The sequence below is a fragment of the Streptomyces sp. ActVer genome (assembly GCF_027270795.1).
Lineage (GTDB): Bacteria > Actinomycetota > Actinomycetes > Streptomycetales > Streptomycetaceae > Streptomyces > Streptomyces umbrinus_A.
The window spans coordinates 1-14,801 of the sequence record NZ_JAPWHT010000059.1 but is presented as its reverse complement, the minus strand read 5'-3'; the positions used below and the strand labels follow the sequence as shown (position 1 = coordinate 14,801).

The 14,801-nt window shown below is 70.3% G+C and carries 15 protein-coding genes and 1 pseudogene; 7 read left to right on the top strand and 9 right to left on the bottom strand.

What is annotated here, in order from left to right:
- Nucleotides 1–25: 25 nt before the first annotated feature.
- The 7 genes from O3Q52_RS12790 to O3Q52_RS12760 form a co-directional block, all read right to left on the bottom strand.
- Nucleotides 26–808 carry a pectate lyase gene (locus O3Q52_RS12790; protein ID WP_269648892.1) on the bottom strand — a complete coding sequence of 261 codons (783 nt, stop codon included), beginning with the start codon at nucleotides 806–808 and terminating at the stop codon, nucleotides 26–28.
- A 47-nt stretch (nucleotides 809–855) separates the two neighbouring features.
- Nucleotides 856–1,836: a polysaccharide lyase family 1 protein gene (locus O3Q52_RS12785; protein ID WP_269648891.1), complete on the bottom strand. Its 981-nt coding sequence runs from the start codon at nucleotides 1,834–1,836 to the stop codon at nucleotides 856–858.
- 224 nt (nucleotides 1,837–2,060) lie between these two features.
- Entirely contained in the window at nucleotides 2,061–2,501 is a 441-nt protein-coding gene (locus tag O3Q52_RS12780) for an MFS transporter (protein ID WP_269648890.1), read from the bottom strand.
- Nucleotides 2,502–2,722: 221 nt separating this feature from the next.
- On the bottom strand, nucleotides 2,723–3,208 hold the full coding sequence (locus O3Q52_RS12775; protein ID WP_269648914.1) for a hypothetical protein: 486 nt from the start codon (nucleotides 3,206–3,208) through the stop codon (nucleotides 2,723–2,725).
- A gap of 272 nt (nucleotides 3,209–3,480) precedes the next feature.
- Nucleotides 3,481–4,122, bottom strand: coding sequence for a DUF305 domain-containing protein (locus O3Q52_RS12770; RefSeq protein WP_269648889.1), 642 nt, complete (start codon nucleotides 4,120–4,122; stop codon nucleotides 3,481–3,483).
- 85 nt (nucleotides 4,123–4,207) lie between these two features.
- Complete coding sequence (locus O3Q52_RS12765; protein ID WP_269648887.1) at nucleotides 4,208–4,636, bottom strand: DUF6153 family protein; 429 nt, start codon at nucleotides 4,634–4,636, stop codon at nucleotides 4,208–4,210.
- 260 nt (nucleotides 4,637–4,896) lie between these two features.
- Nucleotides 4,897–6,153, bottom strand: coding sequence for a DUF418 domain-containing protein (locus tag O3Q52_RS12760; RefSeq protein WP_269648886.1), 1,257 nt, complete (start codon nucleotides 6,151–6,153; stop codon nucleotides 4,897–4,899).
- A gap of 175 nt (nucleotides 6,154–6,328) precedes the next feature.
- Between O3Q52_RS12760 and O3Q52_RS12755 the strand changes: the two genes are divergently transcribed.
- Complete coding sequence (locus O3Q52_RS12755) at nucleotides 6,329–6,994, top strand: response regulator transcription factor (protein WP_269648885.1); 666 nt, start codon at nucleotides 6,329–6,331, stop codon at nucleotides 6,992–6,994.
- 35 nt (nucleotides 6,995–7,029) lie between these two features.
- Nucleotides 7,030–8,142: a sensor histidine kinase gene (locus tag O3Q52_RS12750; RefSeq protein ID WP_269648913.1), complete on the top strand. Its 1,113-nt coding sequence runs from the start codon at nucleotides 7,030–7,032 to the stop codon at nucleotides 8,140–8,142.
- 42 nt (nucleotides 8,143–8,184) lie between these two features.
- Here the strand turns inward: O3Q52_RS12750 and O3Q52_RS12745 are convergent, their stop codons facing one another.
- Together O3Q52_RS12745 and O3Q52_RS12740 are read right to left on the bottom strand one after the other, a co-directional pair.
- Complete coding sequence (locus O3Q52_RS12745; RefSeq protein WP_269648884.1) at nucleotides 8,185–8,913, bottom strand: DUF5134 domain-containing protein; 729 nt, start codon at nucleotides 8,911–8,913, stop codon at nucleotides 8,185–8,187.
- A gap of 113 nt (nucleotides 8,914–9,026) precedes the next feature.
- A complete protein-coding gene (locus O3Q52_RS12740; RefSeq protein ID WP_269648883.1) occupies nucleotides 9,027–10,025 on the bottom strand; it encodes a hypothetical protein in 999 nt (332 codons plus the stop codon).
- A 197-nt stretch (nucleotides 10,026–10,222) separates the two neighbouring features.
- Between O3Q52_RS12740 and O3Q52_RS12735 the strand changes: the two genes are divergently transcribed.
- The 5 genes and pseudogenes from O3Q52_RS12735 to O3Q52_RS12715 all read left to right on the top strand — a co-directional run.
- Nucleotides 10,223–10,513 carry a heavy-metal-associated domain-containing protein gene (locus O3Q52_RS12735; RefSeq protein ID WP_269648882.1) on the top strand — a complete coding sequence of 97 codons (291 nt, stop codon included), beginning with the start codon at nucleotides 10,223–10,225 and terminating at the stop codon, nucleotides 10,511–10,513.
- A gap of 77 nt (nucleotides 10,514–10,590) precedes the next feature.
- A complete protein-coding gene (locus tag O3Q52_RS12730; protein WP_269648881.1) occupies nucleotides 10,591–12,849 on the top strand; it encodes a cation-translocating P-type ATPase in 2,259 nt (752 codons plus the stop codon).
- A 96-nt stretch (nucleotides 12,850–12,945) separates the two neighbouring features.
- Complete coding sequence (locus tag O3Q52_RS12725; protein ID WP_269648880.1) at nucleotides 12,946–13,302, top strand: NADH-quinone oxidoreductase subunit A; 357 nt, start codon at nucleotides 12,946–12,948, stop codon at nucleotides 13,300–13,302.
- Nucleotides 13,293–14,585, top strand: coding sequence for a hypothetical protein (locus O3Q52_RS12720; protein WP_269648879.1), 1,293 nt, complete (start codon nucleotides 13,293–13,295; stop codon nucleotides 14,583–14,585). The genes O3Q52_RS12725 and O3Q52_RS12720 overlap by 10 nt, the downstream gene beginning before the upstream one ends.
- Nucleotides 14,578–14,801, top strand: a pseudogene (locus O3Q52_RS12715) (hypothetical protein); the annotation flags it as partial. The gene O3Q52_RS12720 and the pseudogene O3Q52_RS12715, both read left to right, overlap by 8 nt.

Below are 14,801 nucleotides of genomic sequence, written 5' to 3'. Positions count from 1 at the left end.
CCCTGGTCAAGTCACCCGTCACGGCCTACCTGTAGGTGATGTCCGAGGCGGCGTACAGGCAGTTGGTGCTGTCGGGCCCCGTACCCACCGCCGTGTTGCTGTTGTACTTCTGGCAGGGGATGACCTTCCGGCTGGAGTCGTTCAGGATCGTGATGCCCCGCAGTGTCGCCACGTCGTTGCGGTTGACGTTGATGCCGACGAGCCGGGCGGTGGATCCCGTGCCGGTCACCTCGATGTTGCTGAGGTTCACCTTGCGCGTGTACTGGGTGGAGCAGTCGCCGCAGGACCGGTACAGCGTCTTGAACTCGCTGACGGCGAAGTTGGAGATGTTCAGGGTGCCGGGCCCGTTGTGCTGGAAGACCTTGTCGGCCGCCTTCTTGGCGCCGCCGCCGGTCACGGTGTACGTCGAGCCGCCGCGGAAGGTGGCGGCGTCCTCGCCGACGTCCTCCCACCAGACGTTCTGCAGGGTGCAGTTGCCCTCGCAGTGGATGCCGTCGGCGCCGGGTGCGCCGATGATGACGTTCTTGAGGGTCGCACCGGCGGCGAGCTTGAAGATCGGGTCCTGGCCCTCCTCCTGGCCGTCACCGGCCAGATCTCCGCTGCCGTAGTACCGCACCATGCCGCCGTCCCTGACACCCGAGACGGAGATGGTCGAACTCACGCCCTGGCTGCTGGCCGGTGTCGGCCAGGTGGCGGCACTCGCCGGCGGCGCTCCGACTGTCGTGATCATGACAGACGATAGGCCGAGTGCGGCCAGGGTGCCGGTCAGTGCGCGCCGACGGGCGCGCGGGGTCGCTGGAGAAGTCATGTCCCTGTGCCTTCTTCCGGTTGTGGGGGTCGGTTCGTGGGGGTCGGTCAGAGCTTTCCGGCGCCCGCGCCGCTCGTCACCGAGGCGACGACGGAGGAGGCGGGCTCGGCGGAGTAGCCGTATGGCGCACTGGTGAAGGTGCCGGTGCGGGAGATCTCGGTGGCGGCTCCCCCGAGGTCGTTGCCGCGCAGGTTGGCGTAGCCGTCCACGTCGCTGCTGCGGTTCGTCGTGACCGCGATCTTCGTCGTACGGAAGACGTTGTTCTCGACGAGCATCTGGGCGCCCATGCGCGAGTGCACGGCGGTGTCGGCACCCTCGACGTAGTTGTCGTAGAAGTGCCCGGTGCCGAAGCGCAGGCTGGGGATGCGCGAGTAGACGTTGCTGAAGTGGTTGTGGTGGTACGTGATCTTCAGGTGACCGGTGTCCTCGCTCGCGTTGTTGTCGCTGTGCCCGGCGAGCGAGCCCTTGAAGTGGTCCTTGAAGGTGTTCCAGGACACGGTGACGTTGTCGGAGCCGTGATTGATGTCGAGCAGACCGTCGTAGTAGTCCTTGTCGTGGTCGCGGTCCGCCGAGAAGGAGTTGTGGTCGATCCAGACCTTCGTGGACTTCTGCACGGTGACGCCGTCGGAGGGCGCGACCGGCTTGCTGATGTTGAGGTTGCGGATGACGACGTTCGTCACTTCCTTCAGCCGCAGCCCGCCGCCGGTGAAGCCGGACGACGAACCGACGCCCAGGACCGTGGTGTTGGACCCGATGTCGACCTGACCGGTGAGCGAGATCAGCCCGCTGACCCGGACGACCTTGGCGGTGTTGCCGGTGACGGCCGTCTTGAACGCGGCGAGCGTGGAGACGGTGACGGCACTCGCAGCGCCGCCGCCCGTGGTGCCGGCGCCGAAGCCGATGGGGGAGGTTTCGGCGGCACCCGCGGACTGCGGCAGTGCGACGGCGGTGGTGATGGCGAGAGCGGCTGCCGCGACCGTGGAGACGACAAGCCTCCTCGGGCGGGCCCGTGGGGGGAGAGTACGCATGCGGGTGCGTCCCTTCGAGAGCGTCCATTTTTCAGATATGTGAACGACGTTCACCATTTGGATCGCCTTGCGGACGCAGCGCCCCCACACGAGGCTCGCGGCGACATCCTGGAGAGTGCACGCCCCCAGGCCATAACGCCTCCGGCATCTGGCATCTCATATACGAGATGCCAGCGGCGGGTCACGCTGCTGAACGGGAAACGTAAGGGGCAAGCGCTTTCTAGTCAACGCTTCGCGCAGAACGCATCCGGCCAACTCCCGTATCGGGCAACGTCGTGCTGCTCAACGGGGACGCGTGTCTCAACCGGTGCCGGGCAGGCGGCGAGCCCGGGGCCCGCGACGAGCAGGCCGCCTACGGCGGGCCCGAGCAGTGCCGCGAACTGGGCGGAGGCGGAGGTGAGCGCGCCTGCCGACGCGAGGCGTTCGGTGCCCACGAGGGCCGGGATGGCCGCCATCATGGCCGGGCCACCGAGTCCGGCGAGCAGTCCGGTCAGGGCGGTGGCCGCATGGATGAACCACAACCGCGGCTCCGGCAGCAGGGCGTTGACCGCCAGGGCCGCCGACACGAGGGTGAGCGGGAGCCGGGTGGCCGGCATCAGCAGCCGGCGGTCGTGCCGGCAGCTCCAATGCCTCCGAGCCGGCAGGAGATCTGCCGCGTCTCGCACGGCTCGGCGAGCTGGAACCGGACTCCCCCGACACGCTGTTCACGTTCTCCCTGGACATCCTCGTCGAGGGGATCGCGGCACGACCCGGGGAGTGAACGGCCGACCGGCCGGACTCGGCCGTGAGCCCAGGTCAACGTGAAACGACCGCTCACAGCCGCGGCCGTGAGGGGTCGTTCGGTGACGGGAACAGGTGCGGGGCTGCCGCCGGGACGAGACTGCCGCTACGACGAACTCGGCTCCGGCTCGGGCCCGTACTTCGACGAACTCTTCGACGAAATCGGGGAGGGCCGCGTCGCGTGCATGGCCTCCAGGTCCTGGATCGTGCCGCCGACCTTCTTGCGCAGCAGTCCGAGCATCTTCGGCTTCGCGCTGATGGCCCAGCGCGGACCGACGAGGTACTTGCCCCCGTAGATGGCGGCGCTGTCCAGCCAGGTCAGCTTGTGCTTCTCCTCGGGAAAGGTCGTGATGAGGTAGTCGCCCTCGGGGGTGTGGCAGACACCTTCCCGGAGTTCGTCCGCGTCGGTTCGGATCTTGACCTTGCAGCCGGTGAGGTAGGCAAGCACCTCGACCTTCGCCGGCGCCACGACGGCGGCCACGGCAGCGGTCGACGGCTTGCTGTTCCCTGCGGCCTTGTCGTCGCCCCCGCCGCTGCAGGCAGTGACCAGGGGAAGTAGGGCGAGACTGCCGATCAGGGCGGCGCGGCGCACCCCGCGGGCGGTGAACGTGCGGCCGGTCCGTCCTCGCTTTGGCTGCTGTGACACGTACCTCTCCGAATCCGGACTGTTCCCGTCCGCGCGAGCGGCCAGGCGTACGACAAGGGGTACGGGTGAACGCAGGTGGCCGTTCACCCGTACACGACCGAAGGTTACGTTCCGAACGGCGAGATCACCGAAGGATCGGGCGGGGCGCGGGACCGCCTGCCGCGCGAGTGGGCCGACGAGGCTCTCGCCCCGTCGGCCCACCACCTTCTGACGAGACGTCAGCTCTTGCCGAGCATCTTGTTCATCTGTTTGATCTCGGCGGTCTGGGCCGTCACAACGGCATCCGCGAGCTTCATGGCGGGACCGTACCTGCCGTCGGCCTTCTCGGTCTCGGCCATCTCGACGGCGCCCTCGTGGTGCTCGACCATCATCGTGAGGAACATGGTGTCGAACTCGGTGCCGGACGCCTTCTCCAGCTTGTCCATGTCCTTGCCGCTCATCATGCCGGGCATGGCGGACGACATGTCGTCCGCCATGCCTCCGGACATCTCCTCGGGCACGTCCTCACCCCACGAGGTGAGCCAGCCGGACATGGTCTTGATCTCCGGGTCCTGTGCCCCCTTGACCTTCGTGGCCAGGTCCTTCACCTCCTGCGAGGCGGCGCGGTCGGCGGCCAGTTCGGCCATGTCGACGGCCTGGCGGTGATGCTGGATCATTTCCTTGGAGAAGTCGACGTCCGCGTCGTTGTGGTCGCCTGCCTTGGCCGAGGCGGTCGCGGTGGGGCTGGAGTCGGACTCCATGGACCCCATGTCGTGTCCTCCGCTGCCGCTGTCACTGCCGCAGGCAGCGAGGACGAGCGCGGCCGCTCCCGCGGTGACGGAGAGGGCGGTTCGGCGGACGAGTGTGCGTTGCACGGTCATGGTGGAACTCCTGGAACGGTTGGGAGGAAGGGCGTGCCGGAGCGCGGCGTCGCGCCGGGTGGCGTGCGACGCCTCGCGGGCCGCTCTAGATCCGCAGGAGTTGGAGTTCGGAGAGTGAGGGCGGCGCCCGGCCGCCGTCGGGACCGCTGCCGGTCGAGTCAGTGCCGGCCCGTGGCGCTGCAGCGCAGGCCGCCACGTCGGGCAGCAGCACCGGCACCATCGCGGGTGAACCGGCGACCGACGCGGACGCGCACGTCGGATCCGCGTGCTGGGCATGGCCCGTGCAGCCGCCTTCGCCGTGATCGCACACGTCCGGCATCGATGCCACCACGCTCATGGGCGCGGCCGCCGGCATCGGGTCATGACCGGAGCCCATGGGAAGCGGCCCCAGGCCGTGCATACCGACCAGGCCGAGGAGCAGCGCACTCACGAGCAGCCCGGCGAACCGCGACGTCGATCGCGGTCGAACGAGCTGTCCGAGGCGGTTCACCGCCACGTCGCGGGCACTGGCCATGGATCCCTTGCGTCTCAGGTGCCACCGGAGTGGATACGAGGGGATGATACCTACCCGGGGTATCACGCCGTGCCGGGGGGGCCGATGTCCGGCCGACTCACCGGGCGGGCGCCCTCCTCGGCCCTGCAGGTCCGCCCCGTCTCCCTCCTGCACCACGGCGATGACCGCGACGAACATGCCTTGCGACAGGGGCTGCCTGAACACCCGTGCCCTGCCGCCCGGTCGGGCCGGGCGGCAGGGCATTCACTGCTGTCCGGGCGTCACTTGATGTGGCGGGTGACGCGTGTGGTGGCGTGGAGCAGGTACTCCAGAGGGCCGCGGCGGAACCGTCGGGTCCAGGCGGTCGCCAGCAGCATGGCGGTCGCGATGAAGGCGAGCAGTGCGACCAGGGCCGGGACGGTCTCCTCCTCCATGCCGACCACGTAAATGGCGAGGATGTGCAGGACGTAGGCGGTCAGTGAGATCATGCCGACCGCGGCGACGGGCGTGGCCAGACGCGTGACGCGGGGCATCCGGGCCGTGACGGCGACGCACGCGGCCACCACGAGGAGCGCGACGCCCGTGTTGCCGAGGATGGAGAAGGTCGTCTGGCTGTGCGGCGCGGCCACCAGCAGCCAGGCGGCCGGGGTGCCGTCCGTGATGTAGCCGACGGTGTCGGACCACCAGGCCGAGGCCCCCGAGTCTCCGTCCGTGGCGGCGGCGACGGTGGCGTGCGCGTGCGGGACGAGGCGCAGGGCGAGCCAGGGGCCGCCGTAGCCGAGGACGGCCAACCCGCCGCCGGCCAGGGCGAGTCGGGCAGGCACCTTGGCCCGGCCGAGGTCGAGCCGGGCCACCACCATGCCGACGATCATGAACGGCATCCAGGTGAGCACCGGGTACTCGCCGCTGAACAGCAGCTCGACGAGACCGTCCGTGTCGCTGATCCGCGCCAGCGGGTCCCGGCTGATGACGGTGTCGGACCAGTCCCCGTTGTCGATCGACTGGCGGATCACGTACAGGACTTGGGGCATGACCAGCGCGCTCGCGGCGCCGATGGCCGCGAGCGTGCGGACCCGCAGCCGGTACAGCGGGAGCACGGCGAGGAAGGTCAGTCCGTAGAACGCGAGGATCACGTCGACGTCGGTGTCCAGCGCGGTCAGGGCGAAGCCCAGCACGACCAGGACCGCGGAGCGGATGAGGATCCTGCCCACGGCCTGCCGTCCGGCCCGACCGGTGCGCGGGTGCGGGCGGCCGGTGATGAGGACGAGCGAGAAACCGGCGAGCAGGGCGAAGAGCGCGGAGGAACGCCCGCGCGCCAGCTCAAGGACGAAGCCCAACGGCCCGCCCACCGACGGGTCCGGGCCGACATGGGCCGCGTACATGCCGAAGACCGCGAGTCCTCGGGCCAGGTCGATGCCTATCAGCCGCCCCGCCGACGGCGCGGGAGCGGCGGTGGAGGCGGTGGTGGGAGTGCTGCCTTGTTCCGAGGCAGGCGCCGGGGACAGAGCCGTTGAGACCGATGGCGCGTCGTGTGTCATGTGCTTCAGGATCGGGCGCGTGCGGGCTCCGACCCATCCGGCAGGTGGCCGGAGTTGCCCCGCCGACCGGCCGGACCCGCCCCCGTCTCCCGGCGAGCGCCGACGCGAAGGAACCGGAGGGGGCTCCTGGGCGTCGTAGGAGTCCATTGGCGGCCCCGGGACGAGGGGAGCGCAGGTGATCCGGGTACTGGTGGTCGACGACGAGGCTCTGATCCGTACGGGATTCCGGCACATCCTCGACTCCGCGGACGGGATCGAGGTCGTGGCGGCGGTCCCCGGCGGCCAGGCGGTCCACTCGGCGCGGGAGTTGCGTCCCGACGTCGTGCTGCTCGACATCCGGATGCCGGACGTGGACGGGCTCACGGTACTGGCCGATCTGCGCCGGTTGCCGCAGCCGCCCACGGTGGCGATGCTCACGACGTTCGACATGGACGAGTACGTGGCGACGGCACTGCGCTCGGGGGCGGCCGGGTTCCTGCTCAAGGACACCGATCCCGTGCAACTGCCGCTGCTGGTACGCAGTTTGGCCGACGGCGGGGTCGTCCTGTCGTCCCGGGTCACCCGGACCGTCGTCGACGGGTATCTGGACAACGGTCCCCACGAGGAGGCCGCCCATTGCGTGGCCCGGCTGACCGAACGCGAGCGTGCCGTTCTCGTCCTCATCGCGGAGGGACTGTCCAACACCGGTATCGGCGCGCGGATGCATCTGAGCATCGGCACGGTCAAGGACCATGTCAGCGCAGTCCTCGCCAAGTTGGAGGTGGGCAGCCGCGTCCAGGCGGCCCTGCTCGCCGAACGCGCTGGTCTGCTCAGGCCACCCTGGGACCCGGAGGACGGATGAAGCCCCTCGCGGGACTCACGGGACCTGAAGCGCGGCTGAGACACCGCCGCATGCCCGCCCCGCTCATGGACGCCATGCTCGTCGCGGTGTCCCTGCTCGACGTCTGGATCCACTACGACAGCGAAGAGCGATTGCGCATGGCCTGTGCGCTGCTCGCCGCCCTCTCTCTCGTACTCCGGCGTCGTCTGCCGCTGCTGACCTTCCTGCTCGCCCTGCCGGCCACCCTGGTCAGCGACGCGGTGCTCGCCACACTGATCGCGCTGTACACCCTCGCCTCCCTGAGCCGTCGTCGCGTGCTGCTGGCCCTGTGCGCGCTGGCGTTCGCGGCGTGTGACATCACCTGGTGGTCGTGGCCGTCACCTGAGTTCGCCGATCTGTCGGACTCCTCCGACCTGCTCACGGTCACCTACAGCCTGGCCACGGCGGTCGCGCCCGTCTTCCTCGGCCAGCTCGTCCAGACCGGACGCGAACTGTCCCTGCGGCTGTCCGAGATATCCGAGGCACGGGAACACGAACGACGGCTGCTCGCCCAGGGGGTGCTCGCGAAGGAACGCGCGCAGCTCGCCCGGGAGATGCACGACGTGGTCTCCCATCAGGTCAGCCTGATCGCCGTACGCGCCGGAGTGCTCCAGGTGGGCACCCGCGACCCGGAGGCGAGAGAAGCGGCGGCCACGATCCGGCGGCTCAGCGTGCAGACCCTGGACGAACTGCGGCACATGGTCGGCGTGCTGCGCGCCTCCGGAAGCCGTCCCACGGAGCTGACTCCGCAGCCGTCGTTGGCGGACCTCCAGCGGCTGGTCGACACCAGCGGCATCGAGGCCGCGCTGCGCACGGACCTGCCCGACGACCTGCCGGCGACCGTCCAGCGCGCCGTCTACCGCACGGTCCAGGAGGCGCTGACCAACGTACGCAAGCACGCCCCCGGGGCCACCGCCACGATCCACGTCCATCACGCGGACGGCACCGTCCACGCCACCGTCACCAACGCCTCCCCCACCCGTCCCGCGCTCCCCCTGCCCGGCGCCCACCACGGCCTCGTCGGCCTGCGCCAGCGGGCCGAACTCCTAGGCGGCACCGTCACGTCCGGCCCCACGGCGGACGGTGGATACGAACTCCGGTTGCGCCTCCCGGTCCAGGACACGCCATGACGTCAGGGCCGTCGTCAGGCAGCCGTCGCCAGGCAGCCGTCTTCAAGCGGCCATCATCAGCAGCATCGTCGCCATCGATCCGCCCATTCCGACATGACCGGCCAGACGCGCGTTCGGCACGGTGAACAGCGAGGGATGCCGTCGGGCGTGACGGTGGCGGGCCCGGGCTCCGTCGGTGACGGCAGGCCGCGACCCGTCCCTGCCACGCAGGCGGGCGCGCACGGCCAGAGCCATGAAGATCACAAAGTACGCGGCCAACGCCCAGAAGGCCACACGCCAGGCGAGCGCGCCTCCCGAGGAGCCGGCCGCCTCGGCCAGACCGCCGTGACCGTGGGCGCCCACGCTCTCCATACCGGCCATGCCCGCCATTCCCGCCATCCCTCCATGCCCGGAGGAACCGGCCAGCGCGAGAGCGGGTGAGGACGTCGTTCCGGACATGGCCAGCGTCATGAGCACCATTGCGGCACTGCCGATCACGACGTGGCCGCCATGACGCAGGTACCGCAGACCACCCCGTACGGCATGCCGTACGGACAGTGCCACGCCTCCGAGACAGAAGGCGCCGAACACCGCGGCCCACCAAGTGCTGTACGTGCCGTAGTGGGCCGCCGTCGGAGGCGCGGCCATCACGGCCATTCCCCCGCCCATCACGGCCTCGGCCGCCGCTTCGAACCGGGCCCAGCCTCTGACCAGGGCCATACGAAGCAGGTTGCCGCCGGCCACGCCGACGCCCAACACCACCAACGTCCAGCCCAGAAGCGGTCCCGTCATGACGCCACCCTTCAGGGGAGCCGGGCCCGTTCTCCGGCTCACCGTTCGCCGACCCCTACGTACTCGCTCAGTACGTAGCGTTCGCCGATCCGACTCAGAACGGGCGGTCCCCTTCAGTGCCCGTGCCCGTCCGAAGTCCCCTCGGTGGTCCCTTCCGCGGCCTCGCCGTGATCACCGTCGCCGCCCGACGTCCCACCCGCGTGAACGGTGAACGCGGCGGTCCTGACCACGCCTTGGTGCTTGAAGTCGAGGAACAGGCGGTACGCGCCCGGGCTCGGCGCGGTGGCCGTGAACGAGATGCCGGGGCCGGGCTCGGTCTTCCCGTCGCCGGGTTCGCCGTTGGGGTGGACATGGAGGTACGCGAGGTCGCCGGAGCGCAGGGCGACCAGGTGGCCGTAGGCGCCGAGATAGGGCTGGAGGTCGGTGACCGGCTTGCCGTCGCGGGAGACGTTCAGCTCCACCTCGCCGGCCGCGCCCGGTCGCAGTCCGCCCGCCAGCTTGACCTCGTATCCGTCGGCCTTGGCCGTCGTGCTCGCCGCCGGCAGCCCCTTCGCCTCGTACGGGCCCGAGGCCGCGAGGTCGGCGCCGAGGGTGAGGTTCTCGGCCCCCTTCTTCGCCGGGGTGAAGTCGGCGAAGACCCGGTAGCCGCCCGCCCGGGGCAGCTCGACGGGAACGCTCCAGGTGCCGTCGGAGGCGCGGGTGGGGTGCAGGTGGCGGTAGGTGACCAGGTCGCGCGAGGCCACGATGAGGTGGAGTTCCTTCTCGTGTTCGCGCTTGTACGAGGTCACCGCGCGACCCTTCTCGTCCTGGATGGTGAAGCGCAGGTCGGCGCGCTGCCGGGCTTCGATCCGGGGCGTCTTCAGGTCGAGCGTGTAGCCGTTCTCGGAGATCTGCAGTCCGCCGGCCGGGAGCGACCGGCCCTTCTGCGCCGAATCGTGCTCCGCGTGGCCGCCGCCTCCTTCCGGCTCCGGTGACGGTTCCGCGTGGGTGTCGTGGCTCGCGGGCTCGCGGTCCGCGACGACGGGGTCGATGCCCTGGCCCACGCCGTAGGCGGTGCCGAAGGTCGCGGCGAGTGCGGCGGCGAACGCTGTGATCTTCACTCCGGTATGCATGGCCATCTCCTGAGGGACGGGGGCCGATGACTGGGAGGCGAGACCCCTCCACGCACTTCAACATACCCCTAGGGGGTATAAAGTCAAGGCGACCGCACAGCTTGCGCCAGATACCCTACAGGGGTATACAGATTCTCGACACGGATACCCCCACCCCGTATCCATGACCGACCGGCTGTACTCACCAGGAGGAACCCATGTCCTCGTCCTGCTGCTCCACCGACGGCTCCTGCTCGACCGCCACCACCGACCGCGCGACGGCCACCGAGAGCGTCACCGTCACCACGACCTACGCCGTCTCCGGCATGACGTGCGGCCACTGCAAGGCCACGCTCACCAAGGTCATCGGCGAGCTGGACGGCGTGACCGGTGTCGACGTCGACCTCGACACCGGTCGGGTCACCGTCGTCGGCACCGCCGAGCCGGACGACACGCTGGTCGCCGAGGTCGTCGACGACGCCGGCTACGAGCTGACCGGCCGGGTCTGACCCCGGGCACTCCCCCGCACCGGCCGGAGCCCGCGCATCGCCGGGTCCCGGCCACCCACCCCGTACGAGGAGCAGCTATGACCACCACGACGACCGGCGCCGAGGTAGAGCTCGCCATCGGCGGCATGACCTGCGCCTCGTGCGCGGCGCGCATCGAGAAGAAGCTCAACCGCATGGACGGGGTCACCGCGACCGTCAACTACGCCACAGAGAAGGCCAAGGTCGCCTACGACGGTGACGTCTCCGTCCAGGACCTGATAGCCACCGTCGAGAAGACGGGGTACACCGCGCACGAGCCGCAGCCCGTACGCAGCGAGGCCGAGGGCGACAACGAATCGGCGGGCGCGGACGACGAACTGCGGCCGCTGCGCGAGCGGTTGATCACCGCGGTGGTGCTGGCCGTTCCCGTCGTCGCAATGGCGATGGTCCCGGCCCTGCAGTTCGAGTACTGGCAGTGGCTGTCCCTGACGCTGGCGGCGCCGGTCGTGACGTACGCCGCCTGGCCGTTCCACAAGGCCGCGTTCACCAACGCGCGGCACGGCGCGGCCACCATGGACACGCTGATCTCGGTGGGCACCTCGGCCGCGTTCCTGTGGTCGCTGTGGGCCCTGTTCCTCGGCACCGCGGGCACGCCCGGCATGACGCACCCCTTCGAGCTGACGATCGCCCGGGGCGACGGCGCCGGGAACATCTATCTGGAGGCCGCCGCAGGCGTGACCGCCTTCATCCTGGCCGGCCGGTACTTCGAGGCCCGCTCCAAGCGGAAGGCGGGCGCGGCGCTCAAGGCGCTGCTTGAGCTGGGCGCGAAGGACGTCACCTTGCTGCGCCCCGACGGCCGCGAACAGACCGTCCCGACCGCCGAGTTGAAGGTCGGCGACCGCTTCCTCGTACGCCCGGGCGAGAAGATCGCCACGGACGGGACGGTCGTCGAGGGCTCCTCGGCGGTGGACGCCTCGATGCTCACCGGTGAGTCCGTGCCGGTGGAGGTCTCCACGGGCGACCCGGTCACCGGCGCCACGATCAACGCGGGCGGACGGCTGGTCGTCGAGGCCACCCGGATCGGCGCCGACACCCAACTCGCCCGGATGGCCAGGCTGGTGGAGGACGCACAGAACGGGAAGGCCGCCGCGCAGCGCCTCGCGGACCGCATCTCCGCCGTGTTCGTGCCGGTCGTCATCGCGCTCGCGCTGGGCACCCTCGGTTTCTGGCTGGGCAACGGGTCCGGGCTGACGGCCGCCTTCACCGCCGCAGTCGCCGTACTGATCATCGCCTGCCCGTGCGCCCTCGGTCTGGCCACCCCGACCGCGCTCATGGTCGGCACCGGCCGCGGCGCCCAACTCGGCATCCTGATCAAGGGCCCCGAGGTCCTGGAGTCCACCCGCAAGGTCGACACCATCGTGCTCGACAAGACCGGCACCGTCACGACCGGTCGTATGACCCTGCTGGCCGTGCACACCGCCGACGGCACCGACGAGGCCGAAGTCCTGCGCCTGGCGGGCGCGTTGGAGCACTCCTCCGAGCACCCGATCGCCCGCGCAGTCGCCGACGGGGCGATTGAGAAGCTGGGTTCGCTGCCCACCCCCGAGGACTTCGCGAACGCACCCGGTCTCGGTGTGCAGGGCATCGTCGACGGTCACGCCGTTCTCGTGGGCCGTGAGCGGCTGCTCGCCGACTGGGCCATGGAACTGCCCGAGGACCTGGCGCGGGCCAAGGCCGAGGCGGAGGCGGCGGGACGCACCGCCATCGCGGTCGCCTGGGACGGCGAGGCGCGGGCGGTCCTCGAAATCGCCGACGCGGTGAAGGAGACCAGCGCGGAGGCGATCACGCGGCTGCGCGCGCTCGGCCTGACACCCATCCTGCTGACCGGCGACAACCGCGCCGTGGCCGAGTCGGTCGCCCGCGAGGTCGGCATCTCACCCGAGGACGTCATCGCCGAGGTCCTGCCGCAGGACAAGGTCGACGTCGTCAAGCGGCTTCAGGACGAGGGCCGTTCGGTCGCGATGGTCGGCGACGGCGTCAACGACGCGGCCGCCCTCGCCCAGGCCGACCTGGGCCTGGCCATGGGCACCGGCACGGACGCCGCGATCGAGGCCGGCGACCTGACGCTCGTACGAGGCGATCTGCGCGCCGCGGCCGACGCCGTCCGCCTCGCCCGTCGCACCCTCGGCACCATCCGGTCCAACCTCTTCTGGGCCTTCGCGTACAACGTGGCCGCCCTGCCGCTCGCCGCGGCCGGTCTGCTCAATCCGATGATCGCCGGAGCGGCCATGGCCTTCTCCTCGGTGTTCGTCGTCGGCAACTCCCTGCGCCTGCGCTCGTTCCGCGCGGCGAACTGACCGGAGGCAGGTGTCGTGCGTTCCTTACACCCGTGGCTGCTGACATGCTGCCTGCCGTGGTGACCGTCCGAGAGCGATCGTCGGGAAGGGGCCCTTGTGGCGACATCGGACTGGCAACCGGTACTCGTACTCCTCGTACTGATCGTCGCGGCCGTCGTACTCCTCCATGCCCTGTCCGTCGCACTGCGGGCGGTCCGCGAGCCCGTGCACACCGGCCCGTTCAGCGGTGGTCTCGAACCTCAGGAACACCCGCTCTCGCGGTTCCATGTGCGCTGGTACCCCGTCACGATGGTCTTCCTCGCCTTCGACATGGAGATGCTCTTCATGTATCCGTGGACGAAGGTCGTCCCGGCCGTCGGCACGAGTGCGGTCGTCGAGATGTTCCTCTTCCTGGGGATCCTGCTCGCGGGCGTCGCGTACGCCTGGCGCGAGGGGGCGTTCCGGTGGAGCTGAAGCGCACACTCATGCGGGCGGCCGTGTCGCGTCCGGGCGTTCTCCTCGCGGTCTCCCCCGGCGCCACGCGGCAACGGCTCGCGGTGGAAGCGGAGTTGGCCCGCCGCGGCTGGCCGTGTGCGAGCGGACCGGCGGAGGCCGATCTGCTGGTCATCGTCGGTGATCGTGAGGGTGAGGCTGAGAGTGAGGGTGGGGACTGGGAGAGCGACTGGGTCGCGGGGCTGTGGCAGGGCATTCCTGCGCCCAAGGCCCGGGTGTGGGTCACTGATCCCGAGCGGGCCGCCGACGCTCTGGACAGCGGGCTGGCGGACCTTGAGCGCGGAGAACACGAGGACGATCACGCCCACGACGAGCACCACGAGCACCACGAGCACCACGAGCACCACGAGCACCAACAGAACGATGACACCGCTCCGCATTCGGACCACAGCGGTCACGACATGCACGGTGGGCATCACGGTCACGCGGGGCACGACATGGGCCTCGTCGAGGGACTGCCCATGGCGGACCGGGCCGATGACCGGGACGGTCTGCGGCTCGACGTGCTGCACGTGCCGTTGGGACCCGTACTCGCCGACTGGCCAGCGGGGCTGATCCTGCGCCTGGCTCTCCAGGGCGACCTCGTTCAGGAGGTCACCGTCGAACCGGTGACCGCTCCCCCGTCGCCGTATCCACCCTTCTGGGACGAACCGTGGCTGCGCACCGCCGCCGGCGAGCACGTCTCGCGCGGCGACGCGGCGCGCCGACTGTGCGCGGCCCATCTGGACAGCCTGGGCAGGTTCTTCGCCGTGACGGGTTGGGACGACATGGCCGCGCGCACCCGCCACGTACGTGACCGCGCCCTTGCCGGAGCCACCGCCGCCGAACTCACCTCCCTCGTAAGCCCGTTGATCCGTCGCGCCCAGCGCTCGCGGACGCTGCGGTGGCTGACGACGGGACTCGGAACACTGCCCGCCGAACAAGCACATCAGCGTGGAGTGACAGGACCGGCTCTGGTCGCGGACGGAGACGCGTACGGCCGCATGCTCGTGTGGCTCGACGCGGTGGGTCGGAGTGCGGCGGCCTGCGATGTCACCGAAGCACTGGACGCCGCCGAGGTCGTAGGGCCCCGCGGGAGACTGGACACGCCGATTCCGCCGTCGAAGGCGCTGCTGGACAGCCTGCCCCGACTGCTCGAAGGTACGGACTTCGCCTGCGCGCGGATCATCGTCGCGAGCCTCGATCCGGACCTCGACGAGCTGACTCATGAACAGGCGCCCAGGGCGGTCCACAGCCATGGGTGAGCGCACTCCGCTGTGGGCGGTCTTCGTGCTGCCCGCTCTCCTGCTTGCGGCGGCCCTGGTGACAGCCGGTTTCGACGCCGTGCTCGCGGCCGGGGCCCGGCGCGGGCGCCTTCGCGGTGCCCATGGCGACTACGGTGCTGCCCCACGTCACCTGGTAGGAGGGGCAGGAGTGCATCGCGGCGGAGATCTTCCCGGTGCCCTTGGACAACTTCGCGG